We start from the raw sequence: 16,470 nt of genomic DNA, 5'->3' as shown, positions 1-16,470 counted from the left end.
TTAATGCGTGATTTCCACTTAAACTAGAATTCCCATGCCCATTTCCGTTACCAGTCACTAGCCTATCGGTTGGATTGTGCCCCGGATATGGAATATTGGTTCCTGAAAATACGATAGCAACCAGAATTGCACTTATTGCCACTGCAGTTAATACTTTATAATTCAATAAAAATCAATGGATTTTTAGCATATAAATATTTCGGATGCACTAAAATATATGTAAGAAATAATCTATTAATTGTTAAATATAGAAACATAATTACAGTGACATGAAGTTTCTCGCTTACTTTGGACATTTAAATATTGATGTAAGTATGTCGGTATCATCACTTCCAACACCCGGTGAAGCCAGAGGGGTTGATATGCTAAGGGAAAAATTTGCCGGGACAGCAGGCAATTTCGCCTATGTTGCAAATTCGCTGGGGCTTGATTTTGATCTCTATTCCATTGTTGGGCTGACCTCTCATGCAAAATATCTGGAAAATTTGAAAGAAGTGGGTATAAGCATAGAACATGTAGATATAGATGCGGGAGAAATTGGGCCTATTTGTTACATTCCCTCTGATGGAAAGGAGCAAATTGCATATATGTTCCAGGGACCCATGAATAACTGGGAAGCATCAAAAAAATTTGAATATGGAAATTATCTTTACCTGAACATAGGTACAGGTCCTGTAAAGGAATATCAGAAAATATTGAGCCAGGAAAATAAAGCGAGAATTGTATTTGACCCAGGACAGGAAATATGGTATACATATAACAGTGAAACTGCACAGTATATGGTTGAACACAGCGATATGATAATTATGAACAGAAAAGAGTTCACACATCTTCTGGAACTGCTTCATACCGACTATATTACAGTATACAGCAAGGTAAAAGATATAGTGATAACTGAGGGAAAGAAAGGAGCGACTGTGGTGGAGGATGGAGAATCCACTCTGGTACCGGCAGTCAAGTCAGATCATGTAGTAGATACTGTGGGTGCTGGGGACTCCTTTAGAGCTGGCCTATATACAGGGCTTTCAAATGGGTTTACCCTTCAGGATTCCGCATTAATAGGAAATATAACGGCTTCTAAGGCAATTGAGAATAATATAAATGAGTTTAATCTTAAATTTAATGATATATTAACGATGTTTAATTTGATTAAATCGTAGTATCTACTTTTGCCATATTTGAAAAAACTTCAAAGTCTTTTTCTGAGAGATCATAGGGAATAAGCCTTCCAGCGAGTTTTATGAATTCTTCACTTACTAGAAATTCTACATCTGCATTATTTGAAAATACTACAACCCCATGATTGGTTTTTGAGTTGATGCCACATCTGTTTATGGCAACATTGATCTGATTAGTGTTTGATAGATACATCAGAAGCACATTTCCTGGAAAATGTATTTTCCCGTTGTGCTGTATGTACCGTTCAGTCTTTCTGATTGCTTCCCTTAACTGTAGTTCTGACATTATGGCATTACAGTCAATTAATTGCAAAAAATCCTTCCTAGTCTTCAAATAGTCAAAAATTTGGGTATCGTATTTAGTTAAAATAAAATATTGTAAATCATACAACATTTGTTCTTCGTCTCTGGACAGGTTTTTTAATATCAGTTGCCGGGTTTACAACGTTCTTAATTTTCTGGAGGAATTTATCTTTTTCCATACCCATTACCAGGGCATTTTCAAGGACATCCTCTATTCTTGAAGCACCTATTATCTGTATTTTGTCCTTATGTGCCTCATCCAGTATAATATCATTGAAATTGGAGGCAGGGACTATGACCTTTGACAGGCCGGTATCTATTGCTGCTTCAACCTTTGCTGTTACTCCGCCTACTGGTAGTACATCGCCTCTTACGCTGAGGGATCCTGTCATGGCTACTGTCTGGTCAATAGGTATGGACTCAAGGGCTGATATAACCGCTGTGGCTATTGATACGCTTGCTGAATCGCCCTCAACACCCTCGTAAGTTCCAACAAACTGTATGTGTATATCAACATCTGAAATGTTTTTTCCACTTATTTTCTTTATTACCGCTGAAACGTTCTGCACAGCTTCTTTAGCAATTTCCCCCAACTTTCCAGTTGCGTACACAGTACCATTATGAGGATGCTGCGCCTGGGTTACTTCGGCAACAATAGGCATGACAACTCCTGTAAAATCAGACATATCAGTTGATCCCATAACGGCAAGTCCGTTGACTTTTCCTATTGCACTTCCGGTTCCCGTAAACATTTTGTAAAGTTTCTTGATTTCTATAGCCCTGTCAGCTATCTGCTGTTCAACCGGTTTGCTTAAGCTTCTGGCCTGATTTACGTCCTCCGCTGTCACTATTGATTGTTTATTCGTAACTGCGATGTCCCCGGCCACTCTAACAAGACCGCCCAGTTCCCTCAGTCTTAATGTGAGCCTACCTTTCCTGCCAGCACGTTTCTGTGCCTCTTTCAGTATTTCCGTTATGGCACTCTCATCGAATGGAGGGATCTTTTTGTCCTTTGCAATTTCCTGTGCTATAAATTGAACTATTTTCTTTCTGTTATCATCACTGTCATCCATTGTATCGTACATATAAACTTCATATCCATATCCCCTTATCCTGGATCTAAGTGCTGGATGCATATTCCTTATTGCATCAAGGTTGCCGGCTGCCACGAGAACAAAATCGCATGGTACAGGTTCAGTTTGAACCATAGCACCTGCACTTCTTTCGCTCTGCCCGGATATGGAAAAGCGTTTCTCCTGCATTGCCGTGAGCAATGCCTGCTGGTCTTCTGGCCTGAGCAGATTTATTTCATCTATGAAAAGCACTCCCTTATCAGATTTTTGCATATTTCCCGCTTCCACTCTCTCATGAGCGGGAGTTTCCAGTCCGCCTGACTGGAAAGGATCATGCCTTACATCTCCAAGGAGAGCGCCAGAATGAGCGCCAGTAGAATCTATGAAAGGCGGCTTATCATTTGGATTATGCCCTACTAGCAATTTTGGAACCATCGCACGTTCCATACGGGCTGCAGGATTCATTGCCATTATTATATACAGGAATGCCGCTCCAATTACCGCAAAGAAAAGAATTTCTATGGCGGTACCCCTTAATTTGCTGAGCCATAAATAAATGGCCATGATTGCGCCAAGAAGTATGATTGATAAAACAATAAAAAGAAGGCTCTTGGATCTATCCTTTTTTTCTCTCTCAGCCTTTATCTGATACTGCCTGAGTATTTCCTTTCCCTTACCTGCCGGGAAGGTCTTAATTTTTGGTTTGTTTGGGTCTTCTGGATTGGGGAAACATAATACATCCTCCAAGTCCTCTTTTGGAAGGAAATCTACCATAGACTGTGCTAACATAGATTTGCCGGTTCCAGGTTCACCAATTAAAAGGACGTGTCTTTTTTGTATAGCTGCTTTTTTTATGACTTCTCCAGCGTGTTCCTGACCGATTACCTGGTTAAACAGGAGTTTGGGTACTTCAACTTCCTTGGTGCTTTTCACACCTAATTTAGATACCCATTCTTCAACATCATCATTATTATTAACGTCCACGTTATCATTATCTAATCCTAATAATTAAGCTTTCCTATACTCTTTTAACTAATTAAATTTAAAAAGATAAAAGACGATTTCTAAAAACCTCGGATTTTTCGAGAACCCTAACCTGATAGGTTTCCGCTGACGCATAGGAATACGCGTTTTTAAATTAGGAGTCAATGATTTTAAAGAGATCATTTTCTGGGTTATTAGGAATCCTCAAAAATATGATTTTCAAGACGCCTTCGTTAGCACACTACAATTCATCCACATCGTAAATTCAGTGGTTTTATTTCTGGTAGATTGAACTGTAAAAATAATGGCACACATTATCCCATATCCATAAATATATATTTTTTATGGTGTTATACTAATATGGAAGATATTGAAATTGTGGATTCAAAAATTGGGAAGATATTTGACTCTAGAGGAAACCCTGCCATAGAGGCGACAATTTTCTTAAATTATTCATCTGGAACTAGCTCTGCACCGGCTGGCGCAAGTACCGGCAAAACAGAGGTTATTGCATATCCTGAAAATAATATAGAAAATAGTATTGATTTCTATAACAGGCACGTAAGAAATGCATTGAAAGGCTTTAACGCATTGAACCAGAGTGGATTTGATACATTATTGCATGAACTTGATGGCACTGATAATTTCTCGGAAATGGGAGGAAACCTTGCCACAGCACTTTCCATTGCCAATGCGAAGGCAGTTTCAAACTATCTGGAAATACCATTATACAGGTATGTTGGAGGGCTCCATCCACAGATTCCACGCCCCATGGGAAATATTATAGGTGGCGGAAAACATTCTAAAAATGGCACTACCATACAGGAATTTCTTGTCTCTTCACAGGGAAAAACATTTTATGATTCTGTTTATTACAACATTTTAGTCCATAGAAGAGTTGGAGAGAAATTATCTGAGAAACTCAAGGGGCAAAGCGTGGGTTTAGGGGATGAAAAGGCATGGACCGCCGATGTGTCCGATGAAGAAGCCATAGACATCATAAAATCAGCTGTCAGTGAAATCTCATCCGAGAATAAGGTGAAGATTTACCTCGGTGTGGACTTTGCAGCCGATTCATTTTATGAAAATGGAAAATATCATTATAAAACCTCCACAAAAACACAGGATGAACAAATTGACTATGCCATTTCATTAAACAGGGAACATGGTTTTTACTTTATTGAGGATCCATTATACGATAACGATTTTGAAGGTTTTGCAGAGATAACAAAAAAAATAGGGAAAAATGCTCTGATAGTTGGAGATGATATTTATACAACAAATCCCACGAGAATTCAAAAGGGAGTGGAAATGAAATCCAGCAATGGAGTCCTTATAAAGGTAAACCAGATAGGCACACTTTCAGATACTGTCAGTTCGGTGAAAATTGCAACAAAAAATTCCATGGAGACAGTTGTTTCACATAGAAGTGGTGAAACTACAGATGATTTCATAGCACATCTTGCCATCGCCTTTAATTCCAAATTTATAAAAACAGGTACAATAGGTGGGGAAAGGTTGGCTAAGCTCAATGAAGTGATACGACTTGAAGAAGATCTGATCTGAAAATGCTCAATATTATGGGCCTGGGACTGAGAGGGGTGAAGAGCCTCACACTGGAAGAGGCAGATGCCATTAGGGAATCAGAAATTGTATACTTCGAGACATATACATCCATATCGCCCCAGGATACTATTAATTCAATACCATCACTCACAGAGGGCATCGTGAAGCCTGCAGATAGAAAAATGGTGGAAACAGATAAGGAAATAATAAATGAGGCCAAAAATAAGAATGTTACCTTGCTTGTCACCGGGGATGCATTATCTGCGACAACACACAATGAACTTCGAATGGAAGCGAAGAAATCCGGTATAGAAGTCAAAATATTCGAAAATGCGTCCATAATCACTGCATTTATTTCCAGGACCGGGCTATTCAATTATAAATTTGGAAATATTGTGTCCATGCCATTTGTTTATGAAAATTTTTTTCCTGTCAGTGTATATGAGAGGATTTACACTAATTATTCAAACAGTATGCACACACTTTTATTGCTTGATTTGAAGGACGGAAAAACTATGCAGGTATGTGAGGCTTTATCTATACTTCAGAAAATGGAGGAAAAAAAAGGTAAAGGGCTCATAAATTCCGGTATCATTGTCATAGCAGGAATAGGAATTGCCTCTGAAAATGAAAGAATAATATATGGAACTCTGGAAAAAATAATGGAATATAATCCACAGGGTTCACCAGCCTCCATAATAATCCCGTCCAGGATGAATGATGTGGAAAATGAATTTTTGAATACATTTGCAATGAAAATTTAATCAAATTATCATAAAAAACATATACTATATTTCTATCAATTATGAAAGGTCAAATTATGATAGACATAAAACTTCTCAGATCAGACAGGGAAATATTCTACAGCTCATGCAAAGCCAGAGGCTTTAACACAGATATTTTGGACGAATTTTTCTCCCTGGATTCCAGATGGAGAGAGAATCTTAAGATATTAAATGAGTGCAGACATAAAAAAAATATGGTGACATCCAGTATTTCCACGATGATTAAGAAAGGAGAGGATATAGACAGTTTAAAGCCGGAAGTGCAGGGAATCAACAAAAAAATAAGCGATATGGAAGAAGAGCAAAAGGGGATAGAAGCTAAGAGAAATGAAATAGTAAGGCTGATACCCAATCTGCTTGCAGATGATGTTCCCATATGCAGCGGGGATGAAAACAGTAAAATTGTGAAATACTTTGGCAATTCAAAGGTTTACAATAGGGACCTGGACTATTTTATGGAGAATAGTAATAATTCTAAAAATTATACTGTATTAGATAAAAAACCGATTGACCATCAAACCCTCATGGAAAAATACAATCTGGCCGATATTGAAAGAGCTGGAAAGATAGCAGGTTCCAGATTTTATTTCCTGAAAAATAGACTGTTCAAGCTTGAACTTGCACTGATAAATTATGCAGTAGATTTTCTTTCCCAGAGAAACTTTTCAGTAATGGAACCACCATTTATGATTAACTATGCCTCTATGTCCGGTGCTACAGATATAGAAACATTCAAGGAATCATTATACAAAATCGAGGGGGACGACCTTTATCTAATAGCAACCGCAGAACATCCACTGGCATCTATGCTGTCCGGAGAAATACTGGAAGAGTCTGAATTGCCATTGAGGGTAAGTGGTGTTTCCCCATGTTTCAGAAGGGAAGCAGGTGCACATGGAAAGGATACCAAGGGAATATTCCGGGTTCACCAGTTCAACAAGATAGAACAATTCATCTATTGCCGTCCTGAAGAATCGTGGGATTTTTTCAATGAACTGGTGACTAATTCCGAAGATATATACAAAAGTCTCGGATTGCCATACAGAATAGTGAATATATGTTCCGGAGACCTTGGTAGCCTGGCTGCAAAGAAATACGACATAGAGGTATGGTATCCATCACAGGGAAAATTCAGGGAGGTAGTATCTGCATCAAATGATACAGATTACCAGGCGAGATCGTTGAACATCCGGTACAGAACAAAGGACGGAAATAAATTTGTACACACGCTTAATAGTACAGCTATAGCCACAGAGAGAGTTTTAGTAGCAATAATAGAAAACTATCAGGAAGAAGATTGCATAAGGGTACCTGATGTGCTTATACCATATACGGGATTCAGTGAAATAGGTATGGAGGATAAATAATGCCAAAAACTAAATCAAAACTGGCGCGGAGAAGGGACCAGATAGCAAAAATAGTCGTCGAAGTCATAGTGGGAATTGCATTTACCATTCTTGCCGGATATCTTATCGACTATCATAATAACTAAATTTCTCCCACAATACAAATCCTATGAATCTTTTGTGATTGAGGCTGTTCATGCAGTAACAATATTGATTATAGGGCTTCTGGTAGTAGGATCATTTGTCAGATACATCCGTGAAGTTATAATAAAAACAAATAAGGGCTTATATGGAATTTCCCTGATAATAAGAATAGTATTTTACGTTGTTATAATGGCCCTCGTACTGAGCGCATTTCATGTAAGCGTTACAGGCATACTTGCCGGCAGTGCCATTGGTGGCATAGTACTTGGGCTTGCAGTCCAGACAGTTGCATCAAATGTTCTCTCCAGTGTGTTTGCCACATCATCAAACACCCTGAAGTTTGGTGAGACCATATCTGTCAATTCATGGGTATGGAGTGTTGAAACAACCGGAAAAATAGTCGAGGTGAAAACTCTTTTTTCTAAGATGCTCACGAAGGACAACAATGTTATCTATCTGCCAAATTCAGAAATACTTGGCAACAGTGTAATCACAGAGTACAGAAATGATGGCGGCAGTTATATCTATCCCTTGAATATAACTGCACAGGCTGATGTCCCAGCTGACAAGATACTTCAAGAAATAAAGAATAACAATGATTTTAGCGATATAAAATTTTTCCTTTCAACAAAAAATGGTATTAGCAACACCTTTGAGGCTTTAATTACTTTTGATGAGGTGACCGAATTAAATGAAAAAATAGCTAGAGCCAATATGGCCCTGGATTCAGCATACTGGAATGTGAAATCAAGGTTCAATGTGCTTGGCCCCAATTCAATGTGGGAAGGTCCTGAAAATATATATCCATTAAGTATAGTACTGAACTCAGATGTATCCTCTGAAAAAGTAATTGAGGAGGTATCAAAACAGTTGCCAGATTCTGGGGTAATACTCCTTGCAAGAGGCGGATCAACCAATACCTTTCTTGCCAAAGTTAAGCTTTCTGGTAAATCTATGGATAAAGTGATAAATGACACTAATCTGGTGTTTGAAAATATCTATAATAAACTGAAAGCAGAAAATCAGCCTAAAGGTGATGAGAAAAAACAGTAAAGGGCTTAACCAAAAAAATTTTTTAATTGCCAACTCCCAATGAGAGACCAACATAATAATATATTACCCACATAGAGAGTAAGTACCTCAACATAAGGTATTGAATTTGAAAATAGATAGATTTATAAAACATTGTTTTAATTTGTTATAGCCATGAAAAACATCAGCAAGATCTTTGAAGTTAAAAATTACCTAACAAATACGTTCGTTGGCAGGGAAGACGTGATTAATGGTGTACTTGCAGGTTTGATTTCTGGTGAACCAACTCTTCTTGTTGGGCCGCCTGGAACAGCAAAGACGTCAATTATTGATACAATGAGCAGATTAATCAATGCACGGTACTTTTATTATTTGCTCACAAAATTTACTGAGCCAGAAGAACTTCTTGGCCCCATAGATATAACTGCATTAAAAAATGGGGAATACAGAAATATAACCACAGGCAAACTTCCGGATGCTAATATAGTATTTTTGGATGAAATATTCAAGTCAAGTTCTGCCATAAGGAATACCCTGCTTGACATTATGCTGAACCGCAGATTGCCCAATGGGGGAGCAATGATAGACCTTGACCTCCTTGGGATTTATTCAGCCAGTAATGAGATATCAGATGATGAGGAAGACATGGCACTCTATGACAGATATCCCATAAAGATATTCCACAGCTATGTGGAGCGTACAATTCTCAGGGATTTGCTTGAAAAGGGGATAAATATGGAATCCAGTTCTACAATGGAAAAACCTTTCCTGGATCTTGATGATGTCAGAAAGCTCCAATCAGAAGCTGTGGCAAGGATGAATATGATCAGGTCTGATAATAACAATGTTATAGACCGTTATATGGAAGCATTGTTCCAGCTTGAGGAGAATGATGTTATACTCAGCGACAGAAGAAAAATAAAACTACTTAAAATAGCGGCAGCATTCAGCATTCTTATGGATTCGAAATCTGTTACAGGAAACGATGTGGCCATGGCTATGAGATACAGTGCAGACTCTGAAGATTACATGCCGAAAATAGAGGCAGCAATAATTGATTCCAAGCTTGAAAATAAATCCGACATAGTCCAGAAGGCAGAAACCACCATGGAAGAAACAAAATCACTTATTCAGTCCACAGAGGACGCCATAAACAGGAATTCACCATATAACGTTGTTCTTGACCAGCTGAGTCTGCTTGAGATATACATTAAAAAACTTGAGAGAATGAAATATGAACTGGGAAGCGACAATTCACCTTATCACAGAGACATAGTAAACAGGATTAATTCATCGCTGGAGTTTGCCGGATCCAGATATGAAAAGCTAAAGGGGAAGTGACAGGGATGGCTGGAAATCCAAGAAGCAACATAAATGGAATATCACAGACAAGCACTGTGTATAAAATAACCAGGGAGAGACTTGTCAGGCGTGTGAATATAGATCTGGATAGAAACTCAGCTGAGGATATCAAAACGGCGGCCTCTGACCTTTACTTTCTTTTTTATTCCGGTCTGGTCACTGTCAAAAACCAGAAAAATAGCAATGAATTGATGGAAAGCATAAGGCTCAGAATGGATTATATGACAAAAACGAAGGAATTCACTCAGGCAAAGACATATTCACACCTGAACGACAGGTTATCCATGCTTTACAGCATAAATTTTATGAAGGCATTAAATGAAAATGCCAAAAAAAATGCCGCCAGAAACGGAAATTCCAGTGAATCACTTAATCCAAAAACAATAGAAAAATCAATGGAAGGTGCATCTAAGAAGATAGAAATGGCCCATGAAATTGAGAAAATAATAAAAGACAAAAATCCCGGGGGCAATACAGGCAGGAAAGAAGGCTTGTCCGTGGATAGCCTCATTGATCTTACAGATAAGGCTATGAAGGTTGAAAATGCCGACAAGATACTAACAATGGCCAATAAACTTATTGATATTATGCCGCGCTACACAAAGAAGATGAGGGCATTTTCAAATACCGGCGAACTTGCAGGGTATTATAAAACAAGGCATATATCAAATGTGCTTTCAAGAGAACTTGCAATGCCTGATGAAATTTTCTATTCAAAGATAATAAATGGGTTTACCGGTAAGGAAAAACGCCTGCTTAGCCCGGGAGCCTATTATGTTCTATTGGACAAAAGTGGAAGCATGTATGAAGGAGATAAAACTCTATGGTCAAGATCAGTTGCACTTGCACTCTTCAGAATATCAAAGAACAAGGGGAGGAAATATTTTTTCAGGTTTTTTGACAATAAGCCCCATGACCTGTTGAATAGCCCATTTGACATTGTAGAGAATATATTAACGGTGGAGGCAAATAAAGGGACGTGTATAGAATGTGCCCTAAAAACTGCCCTGAGAGACCTTCAGAATGGGAAAATGGCCAGTGAAACCAATACTATTATAATAATCACAGACGGGGAGGACAAGGTGAATATGCAGGACTATTTCGGGAAAAAAAATGAAACTAAACTGATAACAGTTATGATAAATGGCTATAACGAGGGCCTTAAAAAAATAAGCACCACATATATGGATGCAAAATTAAATGAATCCGGTGCTTTGGAATTGCTTGGCCTTGCAAGGTCAGTTTAATTTTTAGAACCTGCGAGGGAAAATTTTCACGGGCAATTGTTAAAATATTTCCTGCCAGAAATTTATATAAACTATCTCACACAATATCCTCAGCTAAATCATCGAGGGTTCTCACTTTTGCCTCCATTATCCACAGCCTACACAATTTTATGAGAACCCATTGCCTATTTCAGGCAAACCGCTATAAAGGCACAAATGTTCTTGGGCATATATCTGTCTCAGCACAATCAGCATGCACTTTTATTCATCTCAGAACCAGTAGGAACACAGAGGTGTTCCCAACCTCTCATAGAGGATTTTATTGAAGGATTTTCCATCATGCTCTCTGTTTCAGAAACAGTGTATACTTTGCAATTCATTTACGCCCTGAAGGCTGGAGTTATCTTCCTCCGATGGCCGTAAAATAACCCGTGCCTGATAAATGATACGTAAAAACATATACCAGATTAAAATGCCTTATGGATGGGAAAAGCGTATATAGTTGGATGCGGGCCCGGAAACAAAGATTTGCTTACAGTTAAGGCCGTAAAAATTATTGGAGAGGCGGATACCATAATTTATGACCACCTTGTTAATCCTGAAATTCTCGACTATGCCCGGCAGGGTGCACGTAGAATCTATGTGGGCAAAAAACCCTATGTAAAAAGGATATCACAGGAGGAAATAAACAGAATAATCGTGGATGAAACATTGAAATTCCACGTGGTTGTGAGACTGAAAGGCGGCGACCCATTCATGTTCGGCCGCGGTGGCGAGGAAATAGAGGAGCTAATAAAGAATAATATTGAGTATGAAATTGTTCCAGGCATTTCGTCACTCATAGCTGTACCTGAATCCGCAGGAATACCACTGACGCACAGAAATGTAAACCACGGAATACTGGTCACTACCGGCAACAATGTAGAAAACCTCAATATACCTGATTGCAGGACTTTTAAATGCAGGATGTATACCATGGTTATATTTATGGGTGCACATAATCTCAAGGGCATAATAGCCACGCTTCTTTCTGCAGGCTATGACCCATCTTTGCCCATAGCATTGATAGAAAACGGAACATACAATTATCAGAAGACTTTTACCGGAAAACTGGGAAATATAAACTATACCTATAATGAATCCCCATCACTTATAGTAATCGGAGACGTTGTGCCATATCATGAAATATTCTGCCAGTCTGAAAACAGAAAATATTCCGGCAAAATCATAACGATATTTTATGATCTTTGCGCTCCAGACACTGGCTATCTGGAGAGTATGGGATTCACTGTATTCAAAATTAGGTCCGCTGACGTGTTTCCTGGAGATATTTCCACAACAGCTCTTTACGGTAAAAATATCGCATGTGATGGCCGTTTTACCAGTATATTGATGGATATATTCAAGTCCAGCGGCTTTGATCTGAGATGGTTAGGCAAAATCGCAACCGATTCCACTGGAAAAATCTTGCTACAAAAATATGGCATCTTTGATGTCTGTGATATATCCAGAGCAGACAGCAGTTACATAAAAATTGGATTTACGAACCAGGGTGAACTCCAGGCGGCCAAATTGAGGCCTGTAGAGATGGGCAGTTACATGGAGGATTATATTTCAAAATCAGATCTTATAATAATTGGAAGCCAGTCAGATAATTTGCCTGATGGTATCCACATTCCTGATAAAACAGGTATAATAAGGGTAAAGTATCCCTATAAAAACTTAAATAGTGTGGTCATGTCTTATTTTGGTGGGAAAAATGAAGAGAATTAACATTGTGGGAATCTTTCCGGGAAGGCCCATAAATCCAGAAGCCCAGAAATGCATAAGAGAAAGCCAGGTAATATTTTCCGGAAAAAGAAACAGGGAACTCATTCCTGAAACCAATGCACAGCTATTAGGTATTGGAACCCTGAAGGAATTCTCAGTTGAATTGGCGAATGCCTTTACGGAGGGAAAAATTATAACGGTAATAGCGTCTGGAGACCCTATTTTCTTTGGAATAGGGAAATATATAACTGAACATTATGATGTAAGTGAAATTTCTATTGTTCCTGAAGTAAGTTCCCTTCAGGTAGCCCTCTCAAGGATCGGGATGGATGCAAATAACATACGTACCATCAGCCTCCACGGGAGGCCTGTCAAGGGACTGGCACAGAAGATCAGGAATAATGTTAAAATTGCTCTGTTCACCGATTCCAACAATACTCCCTCAAATATAGCAGAATATATGAAAATTTTCGGGCTGAAGGATTACATCATATATATTTTTGAGAGGCTCGGATACAGCTATGAAAAAATAGGAAAATATGCGTTAGATGAAGTAATAGGAAGAAAATTTGACGCGTTAAACATAATGGTTCTGAAGAAGAATGGGAATAATAACACTCAATTGCCGGATGATAATGCATTTTTACGGAAAAACGACAATATTACTAAAAGGGAAATTCGTGAAATCTCTATTTCAGAACTTGAGCTGAATAATGGAGACACACTATGGGATATAGGTTCAGGGTCAGGTTCTGTAGCAATATATGCATCCCTTATGGACGTTGACGGAAAGGTTTATGCAATTGAAAAAGAGAAAGTTCTATGTGGCTATATAGAGGAAAATATGATTAAATTTTCCACAGATATAAATATAATAAACGGAAAGGCTCCGGAAGCTCTGGAAAGCCTGCCGGACCCAGATGCAATATTTATCGGAGGGATCATCAGGCAACATAACAAAAATTTTTGAATATTCATATGGGAGAATCAGGAAGGGAGGCAGGATAGTGGCAAATATTGCAACTCTTGAAAATTTTCAGGCACTCATGGCATATCTGAGGGAAAATAAATTGCACTGTGAGGTGATCCAGGCCAATATATCAAGGCTTGATTCAATATCTATGTACACTAGATTTGTTCCCCTTGATCAAATTTATATCATAAAGGTGAGGAAAAGTCAACTACCCCCAGCTCACGCAGGGGGCTTGTTCCGTGAGGGACAACACAAGAGTTGATTAGGGGGCTTTAAAAACATGGAGAAAAACATGAAAGAAAGGCAGAAGTTAGATAGGAGAGATACATACACACCTGCGGATGCTCCACAAGTCCGTGGCAACTGTGATCATGCATTAAACAGAGAGGAAACTCTCAGTGTGCATGGTTTAAAAACCCCTTCTAACACCCCCGATGTGGACATACAGTCAGGCATGACTGGACAGGACCTGAGGGTTCCCGTCATAAACATGCGCAACGAACCTTTAATGCCAACATCACCAGGAAAGGCGAGAAGACTTTTAAAACATAACAGGGCAAGGGTGATCAGTTCAAATCCATTCACTATCCAACTTCTATATGCAACCGGAGAGACAAAGCAGCCAGTAACATTAGGTATAGATGCAGGATACAAGCACATTGGATTCTCTGTGGTAACAGAAAAAAGAGAATTAATCTCGGGAGAAGCTGTCATGAGAACTGACATGCCAAAACTGAACGTGGAGAAATCCATGTATCGCAGAGGCAGGAGAAACAGGCTGTGGTACAGGCAACCACAGTTCATAAACAGGGGAAATAATAGTAAGGGATGGTTTGCACCTAGCATAGCTCACAAACTACAGACTCATATAAGACTGATTGAGAAACTGAAAAAAATACTTCCCGTATCCAAGGTTATTATTGAGGTTGCTTCATTCGATCAGCAGAAGATGAAGAACCCTGAGATAAGTGGGATAGAATACCAGCAGGGAGAACTTCAGGGATATGAGATCAGGGAATACCTCCTTGAGAAATTCCATAGAAAGTGTGTGTACTGTAGAAAGACCAATGTACCAATGGAAATAGAACATCTCACACCAAGATCAAGAAATGGCCCTGATACAGTAGACAACCTTGCCATCTCATGCCATGAATGCAACCAGAAGAAGAACAACCTTACCGCAGAAGAGTTTGGATATCCTGAAGTGAGAAAGAGAGCACTGAAATCATTAAAAGATGCAACATTCATGAATATTGTAAGGTGGAAGCTCACTCAGCTTACAGGATCAGCATACACATTCGGGTACATAACAAAGAAGAACCGCATATCCCTTGGGCTGGATAAGAGCCATGCCAACGATGCATTTGTGATTGCTGGAGGAACCACGCAGGCAAGATCCACTGTTTTTGATGTAACACAGAGAAGGAGAAATAACCGTTCCCTTCAAATTAACAGAAAGGGATTCAGGCCATCAATAAGAAGGAGAAGATACCCCTTACAACCCGGTGATGTAGTGGAATTCGGGGAGAGCAGATACGGCGTTGTTGGGGTTCATAGTTATGGAAATTATGTAATAATAATGAATGGTGAAAAGAAGATGGATGTTAACATAAAGAAGGTAAAGTTAGTAAAATACGGCAAGGGACTGAGGTTCACTACCCAATTCCTCCCCACGCTATCGCATATGGTCTCTTTGGAGGGGAGTTAGATGATGCAGAAAATGGATAGGATGGAAAGCCTCAGGGAGGCATATGGAAAGGAACTGGCATCCCTTGGGGAGAAAAATAAGGATATTGTAGTGCTGGATGCGGATCTCTCATCATCCACAAAAACCAGTGTGTTCGGAAAAAAATTCCCTGAAAGGTTTTTCAATATGGGCATATCTGAGCAGTCCATGGTAACAGCGGCTGCCGGGCTTTCCCTTGCAGGAAAAACAGTATTTGCCTCAACATTTGCAGTATTCCTCAGCAATACATACAATGTTATCAGGCAGTCTGTGTGCTATAATGAGGCACCTGTGAATTTTGTGGTTACACATTCTGGAATTTCTCTTGGAGAAGACGGGCCAACACACCAGATACTGGAGGATGTTGGAATCATGTCCGGACTCCCAAATATGAAGGTTATAGTACCTGTAGATTCCGTTGAAACAGTTAGTGTGGTGGATTACCTGTCAGAAAAGAAAACATCCCCTTACTATGTCAGGCTTACAAGAGAAAAATTTCCCGTGCTGAATGACGCAAACTATGAATTCAGGGAAGGCAAATCTATTACATTCCGGGATGGGTCGGATTTGACCATAATGGCATACGGAATAATGGTCTCATTTGCACTGACAGCTGCTGAGCAACTGAAAAGCAGGGGCATAGATGCCAGAGTCATTAATATGTCATCCATAAAACCCATAGACCGCCCGGCAATAATAAAGGCAGCCAGGGAAACCGGAAGAATAATTACCGCTGAAGAGCACTCCATATACAATGGATTGGGATCCAGGGTTGCAGAGGTCACAGCAGAGGAATACCCTGTGCCTCTTATGAGAATAGGAATGCCGGATATTTTCGGGAAAAGCGGAAAGGGAATGGAACTATTCGATTATTTTCATATAGGGGTAAATGATATAGTAAAAAAAACAGACGAATTCTTTAGGAGGTGTAGTAAATGAAGATATTTATAGATACAGCAGATATTGATGAAATCAGGGAAGCGAACCAGTTGGACTGATAGA

Annotated in this window: 15 protein-coding genes; 13 read left to right on the top strand and 2 right to left on the bottom strand. The window is 39.2% G+C overall.

Annotated features, from left to right (window positions below):
• The first annotated feature begins 269 nt into the window (after positions 1 to 269).
• A complete protein-coding gene (locus tag AMDU4_RS07980) occupies positions 270 to 1,160 on the top strand; it encodes a carbohydrate kinase family protein (RefSeq protein ID WP_021787473.1) in 891 nt (296 codons plus the stop codon).
• Here the strand turns inward: AMDU4_RS07980 and cgi121 are convergent.
• Entirely contained in the window at positions 1,150 to 1,572 is a 423-nt protein-coding gene (gene cgi121 / locus AMDU4_RS07975) for a KEOPS complex subunit Cgi121 (protein WP_021787472.1), read from the bottom strand. The two genes, AMDU4_RS07980 and cgi121, sit on opposite strands and share 11 nt — an antisense overlap.
• Complete coding sequence (gene lonB, locus AMDU4_RS07970) at positions 1,562 to 3,538, bottom strand: ATP-dependent protease LonB (RefSeq protein WP_021787471.1); 1,977 nt, start codon at positions 3,536 to 3,538, stop codon at positions 1,562 to 1,564. Before lonB ends, cgi121 begins: the two co-directional genes overlap by 11 nt.
• Positions 3,539 to 3,898: 360 nt before the next feature.
• On the opposite strand from lonB, the gene AMDU4_RS07965 reads away from it, so the two are divergent.
• The 12 genes from AMDU4_RS07965 (at position 3,899) to AMDU4_RS07910 (ending at position 16,407) form a co-directional block, all read left to right on the top strand.
• Complete coding sequence (locus tag AMDU4_RS07965; protein WP_021787470.1) at positions 3,899 to 5,104, top strand: phosphopyruvate hydratase; 1,206 nt, start codon at positions 3,899 to 3,901, stop codon at positions 5,102 to 5,104.
• Positions 5,105 to 5,106: 2 nt separating this feature from the next.
• Positions 5,107 to 5,868: a diphthine synthase gene (gene dph5, locus AMDU4_RS07960; RefSeq protein ID WP_021787469.1), complete on the top strand. Its 762-nt coding sequence runs from the start codon at positions 5,107 to 5,109 to the stop codon at positions 5,866 to 5,868.
• Between the two features lie 56 nt (positions 5,869 to 5,924).
• A complete protein-coding gene (gene serS / locus AMDU4_RS07955; protein WP_290704647.1) occupies positions 5,925 to 7,256 on the top strand; it encodes a serine--tRNA ligase in 1,332 nt (443 codons plus the stop codon).
• Positions 7,256 to 7,381 carry a hypothetical protein gene (locus AMDU4_RS07950; protein ID WP_290704644.1) on the top strand — a complete coding sequence of 42 codons (126 nt, stop codon included), beginning with the start codon at positions 7,256 to 7,258 and terminating at the stop codon, positions 7,379 to 7,381. The genes serS and AMDU4_RS07950 overlap by 1 nt, the downstream gene beginning before the upstream one ends.
• Positions 7,382 to 7,415: 34 nt before the next feature.
• Positions 7,416 to 8,432: a mechanosensitive ion channel family protein gene (locus AMDU4_RS07945; RefSeq protein ID WP_290704641.1), complete on the top strand. Its 1,017-nt coding sequence runs from the start codon at positions 7,416 to 7,418 to the stop codon at positions 8,430 to 8,432.
• A 153-nt stretch (positions 8,433 to 8,585) separates the two neighbouring features.
• Positions 8,586 to 9,752, top strand: coding sequence for an AAA family ATPase (locus AMDU4_RS07940; RefSeq protein ID WP_021787466.1), 1,167 nt, complete (start codon positions 8,586 to 8,588; stop codon positions 9,750 to 9,752).
• A 5-nt stretch (positions 9,753 to 9,757) separates the two neighbouring features.
• A complete protein-coding gene (locus AMDU4_RS07935; RefSeq protein ID WP_021787465.1) occupies positions 9,758 to 11,020 on the top strand; it encodes a VWA domain-containing protein in 1,263 nt (420 codons plus the stop codon).
• Positions 11,021 to 11,482: 462 nt separating this feature from the next.
• Complete coding sequence (gene cobA / locus AMDU4_RS07930) at positions 11,483 to 12,772, top strand: uroporphyrinogen-III C-methyltransferase (RefSeq protein ID WP_021787464.1); 1,290 nt, start codon at positions 11,483 to 11,485, stop codon at positions 12,770 to 12,772.
• Complete coding sequence (gene cbiE, locus AMDU4_RS07925) at positions 12,759 to 13,739, top strand: precorrin-6y C5,15-methyltransferase (decarboxylating) subunit CbiE (protein ID WP_021787463.1); 981 nt, start codon at positions 12,759 to 12,761, stop codon at positions 13,737 to 13,739. The genes cobA and cbiE overlap by 14 nt, the downstream gene beginning before the upstream one ends.
• Positions 13,690 to 14,004 (top strand): hypothetical protein, encoded by a 315-nt coding sequence (locus AMDU4_RS07920; protein WP_021787462.1) that lies wholly within the window; start codon positions 13,690 to 13,692, stop codon positions 14,002 to 14,004. Before cbiE ends, AMDU4_RS07920 begins: the two co-directional genes overlap by 50 nt.
• A 30-nt stretch (positions 14,005 to 14,034) precedes the next feature.
• Complete coding sequence (iscB, locus tag AMDU4_RS07915; RefSeq protein WP_290704638.1) at positions 14,035 to 15,450, top strand: RNA-guided endonuclease IscB; 1,416 nt, start codon at positions 14,035 to 14,037, stop codon at positions 15,448 to 15,450.
• 3 nt (positions 15,451 to 15,453) lie between these two features.
• On the top strand, positions 15,454 to 16,407 hold the full coding sequence (locus AMDU4_RS07910; protein ID WP_342765603.1) for a transketolase family protein: 954 nt from the start codon (positions 15,454 to 15,456) through the stop codon (positions 16,405 to 16,407).
• Positions 16,408 to 16,470: the final 63 nt, after the last annotated feature.

Source organism: Ferroplasma sp. Type II (genome assembly GCF_000496155.1).
Note: the sequence above shows the minus strand (reverse complement) of the source record. Positions and strands in the feature narration are given on the sequence as shown.

Bases quoted from the DNA above. Each gene is read 5' to 3' on its own strand.
- AMDU4_RS07980 (WP_021787473.1), top strand. From the start codon at position 270: ATGAAGTTTCTCGCTTACTTTGGACATTTAAATATTGATGTAAGTATG.
- cgi121 (WP_021787472.1), bottom strand. From the start codon at position 1,572: ATGTTGTATGATTTACAATATTTTATTTTAACTAAATACGATACCCAA.
- AMDU4_RS07965 (WP_021787470.1), top strand. From the start codon at position 3,899: ATGGAAGATATTGAAATTGTGGATTCAAAAATTGGGAAGATATTTGAC.
- dph5 (WP_021787469.1), top strand. From the start codon at position 5,107: ATGCTCAATATTATGGGCCTGGGACTGAGAGGGGTGAAGAGCCTCACA.
- serS (WP_290704647.1), top strand. From the start codon at position 5,925: ATGATAGACATAAAACTTCTCAGATCAGACAGGGAAATATTCTACAGC.
- AMDU4_RS07950 (WP_290704644.1), top strand. From the start codon at position 7,256: ATGCCAAAAACTAAATCAAAACTGGCGCGGAGAAGGGACCAGATAGCA.
- AMDU4_RS07940 (WP_021787466.1), top strand. From the start codon at position 8,586: ATGAAAAACATCAGCAAGATCTTTGAAGTTAAAAATTACCTAACAAAT.
- AMDU4_RS07935 (WP_021787465.1), top strand. From the start codon at position 9,758: ATGGCTGGAAATCCAAGAAGCAACATAAATGGAATATCACAGACAAGC.
- cobA (WP_021787464.1), top strand. From the start codon at position 11,483: ATGGGAAAAGCGTATATAGTTGGATGCGGGCCCGGAAACAAAGATTTG.
- cbiE (WP_021787463.1), top strand. From the start codon at position 12,759: ATGAAGAGAATTAACATTGTGGGAATCTTTCCGGGAAGGCCCATAAAT.
- AMDU4_RS07920 (WP_021787462.1), top strand. From the start codon at position 13,690: ATGCAATATTTATCGGAGGGATCATCAGGCAACATAACAAAAATTTTT.
- iscB (WP_290704638.1), top strand. From the start codon at position 14,035: ATGAAAGAAAGGCAGAAGTTAGATAGGAGAGATACATACACACCTGCG.
- AMDU4_RS07910 (WP_342765603.1), top strand. From the start codon at position 15,454: ATGCAGAAAATGGATAGGATGGAAAGCCTCAGGGAGGCATATGGAAAG.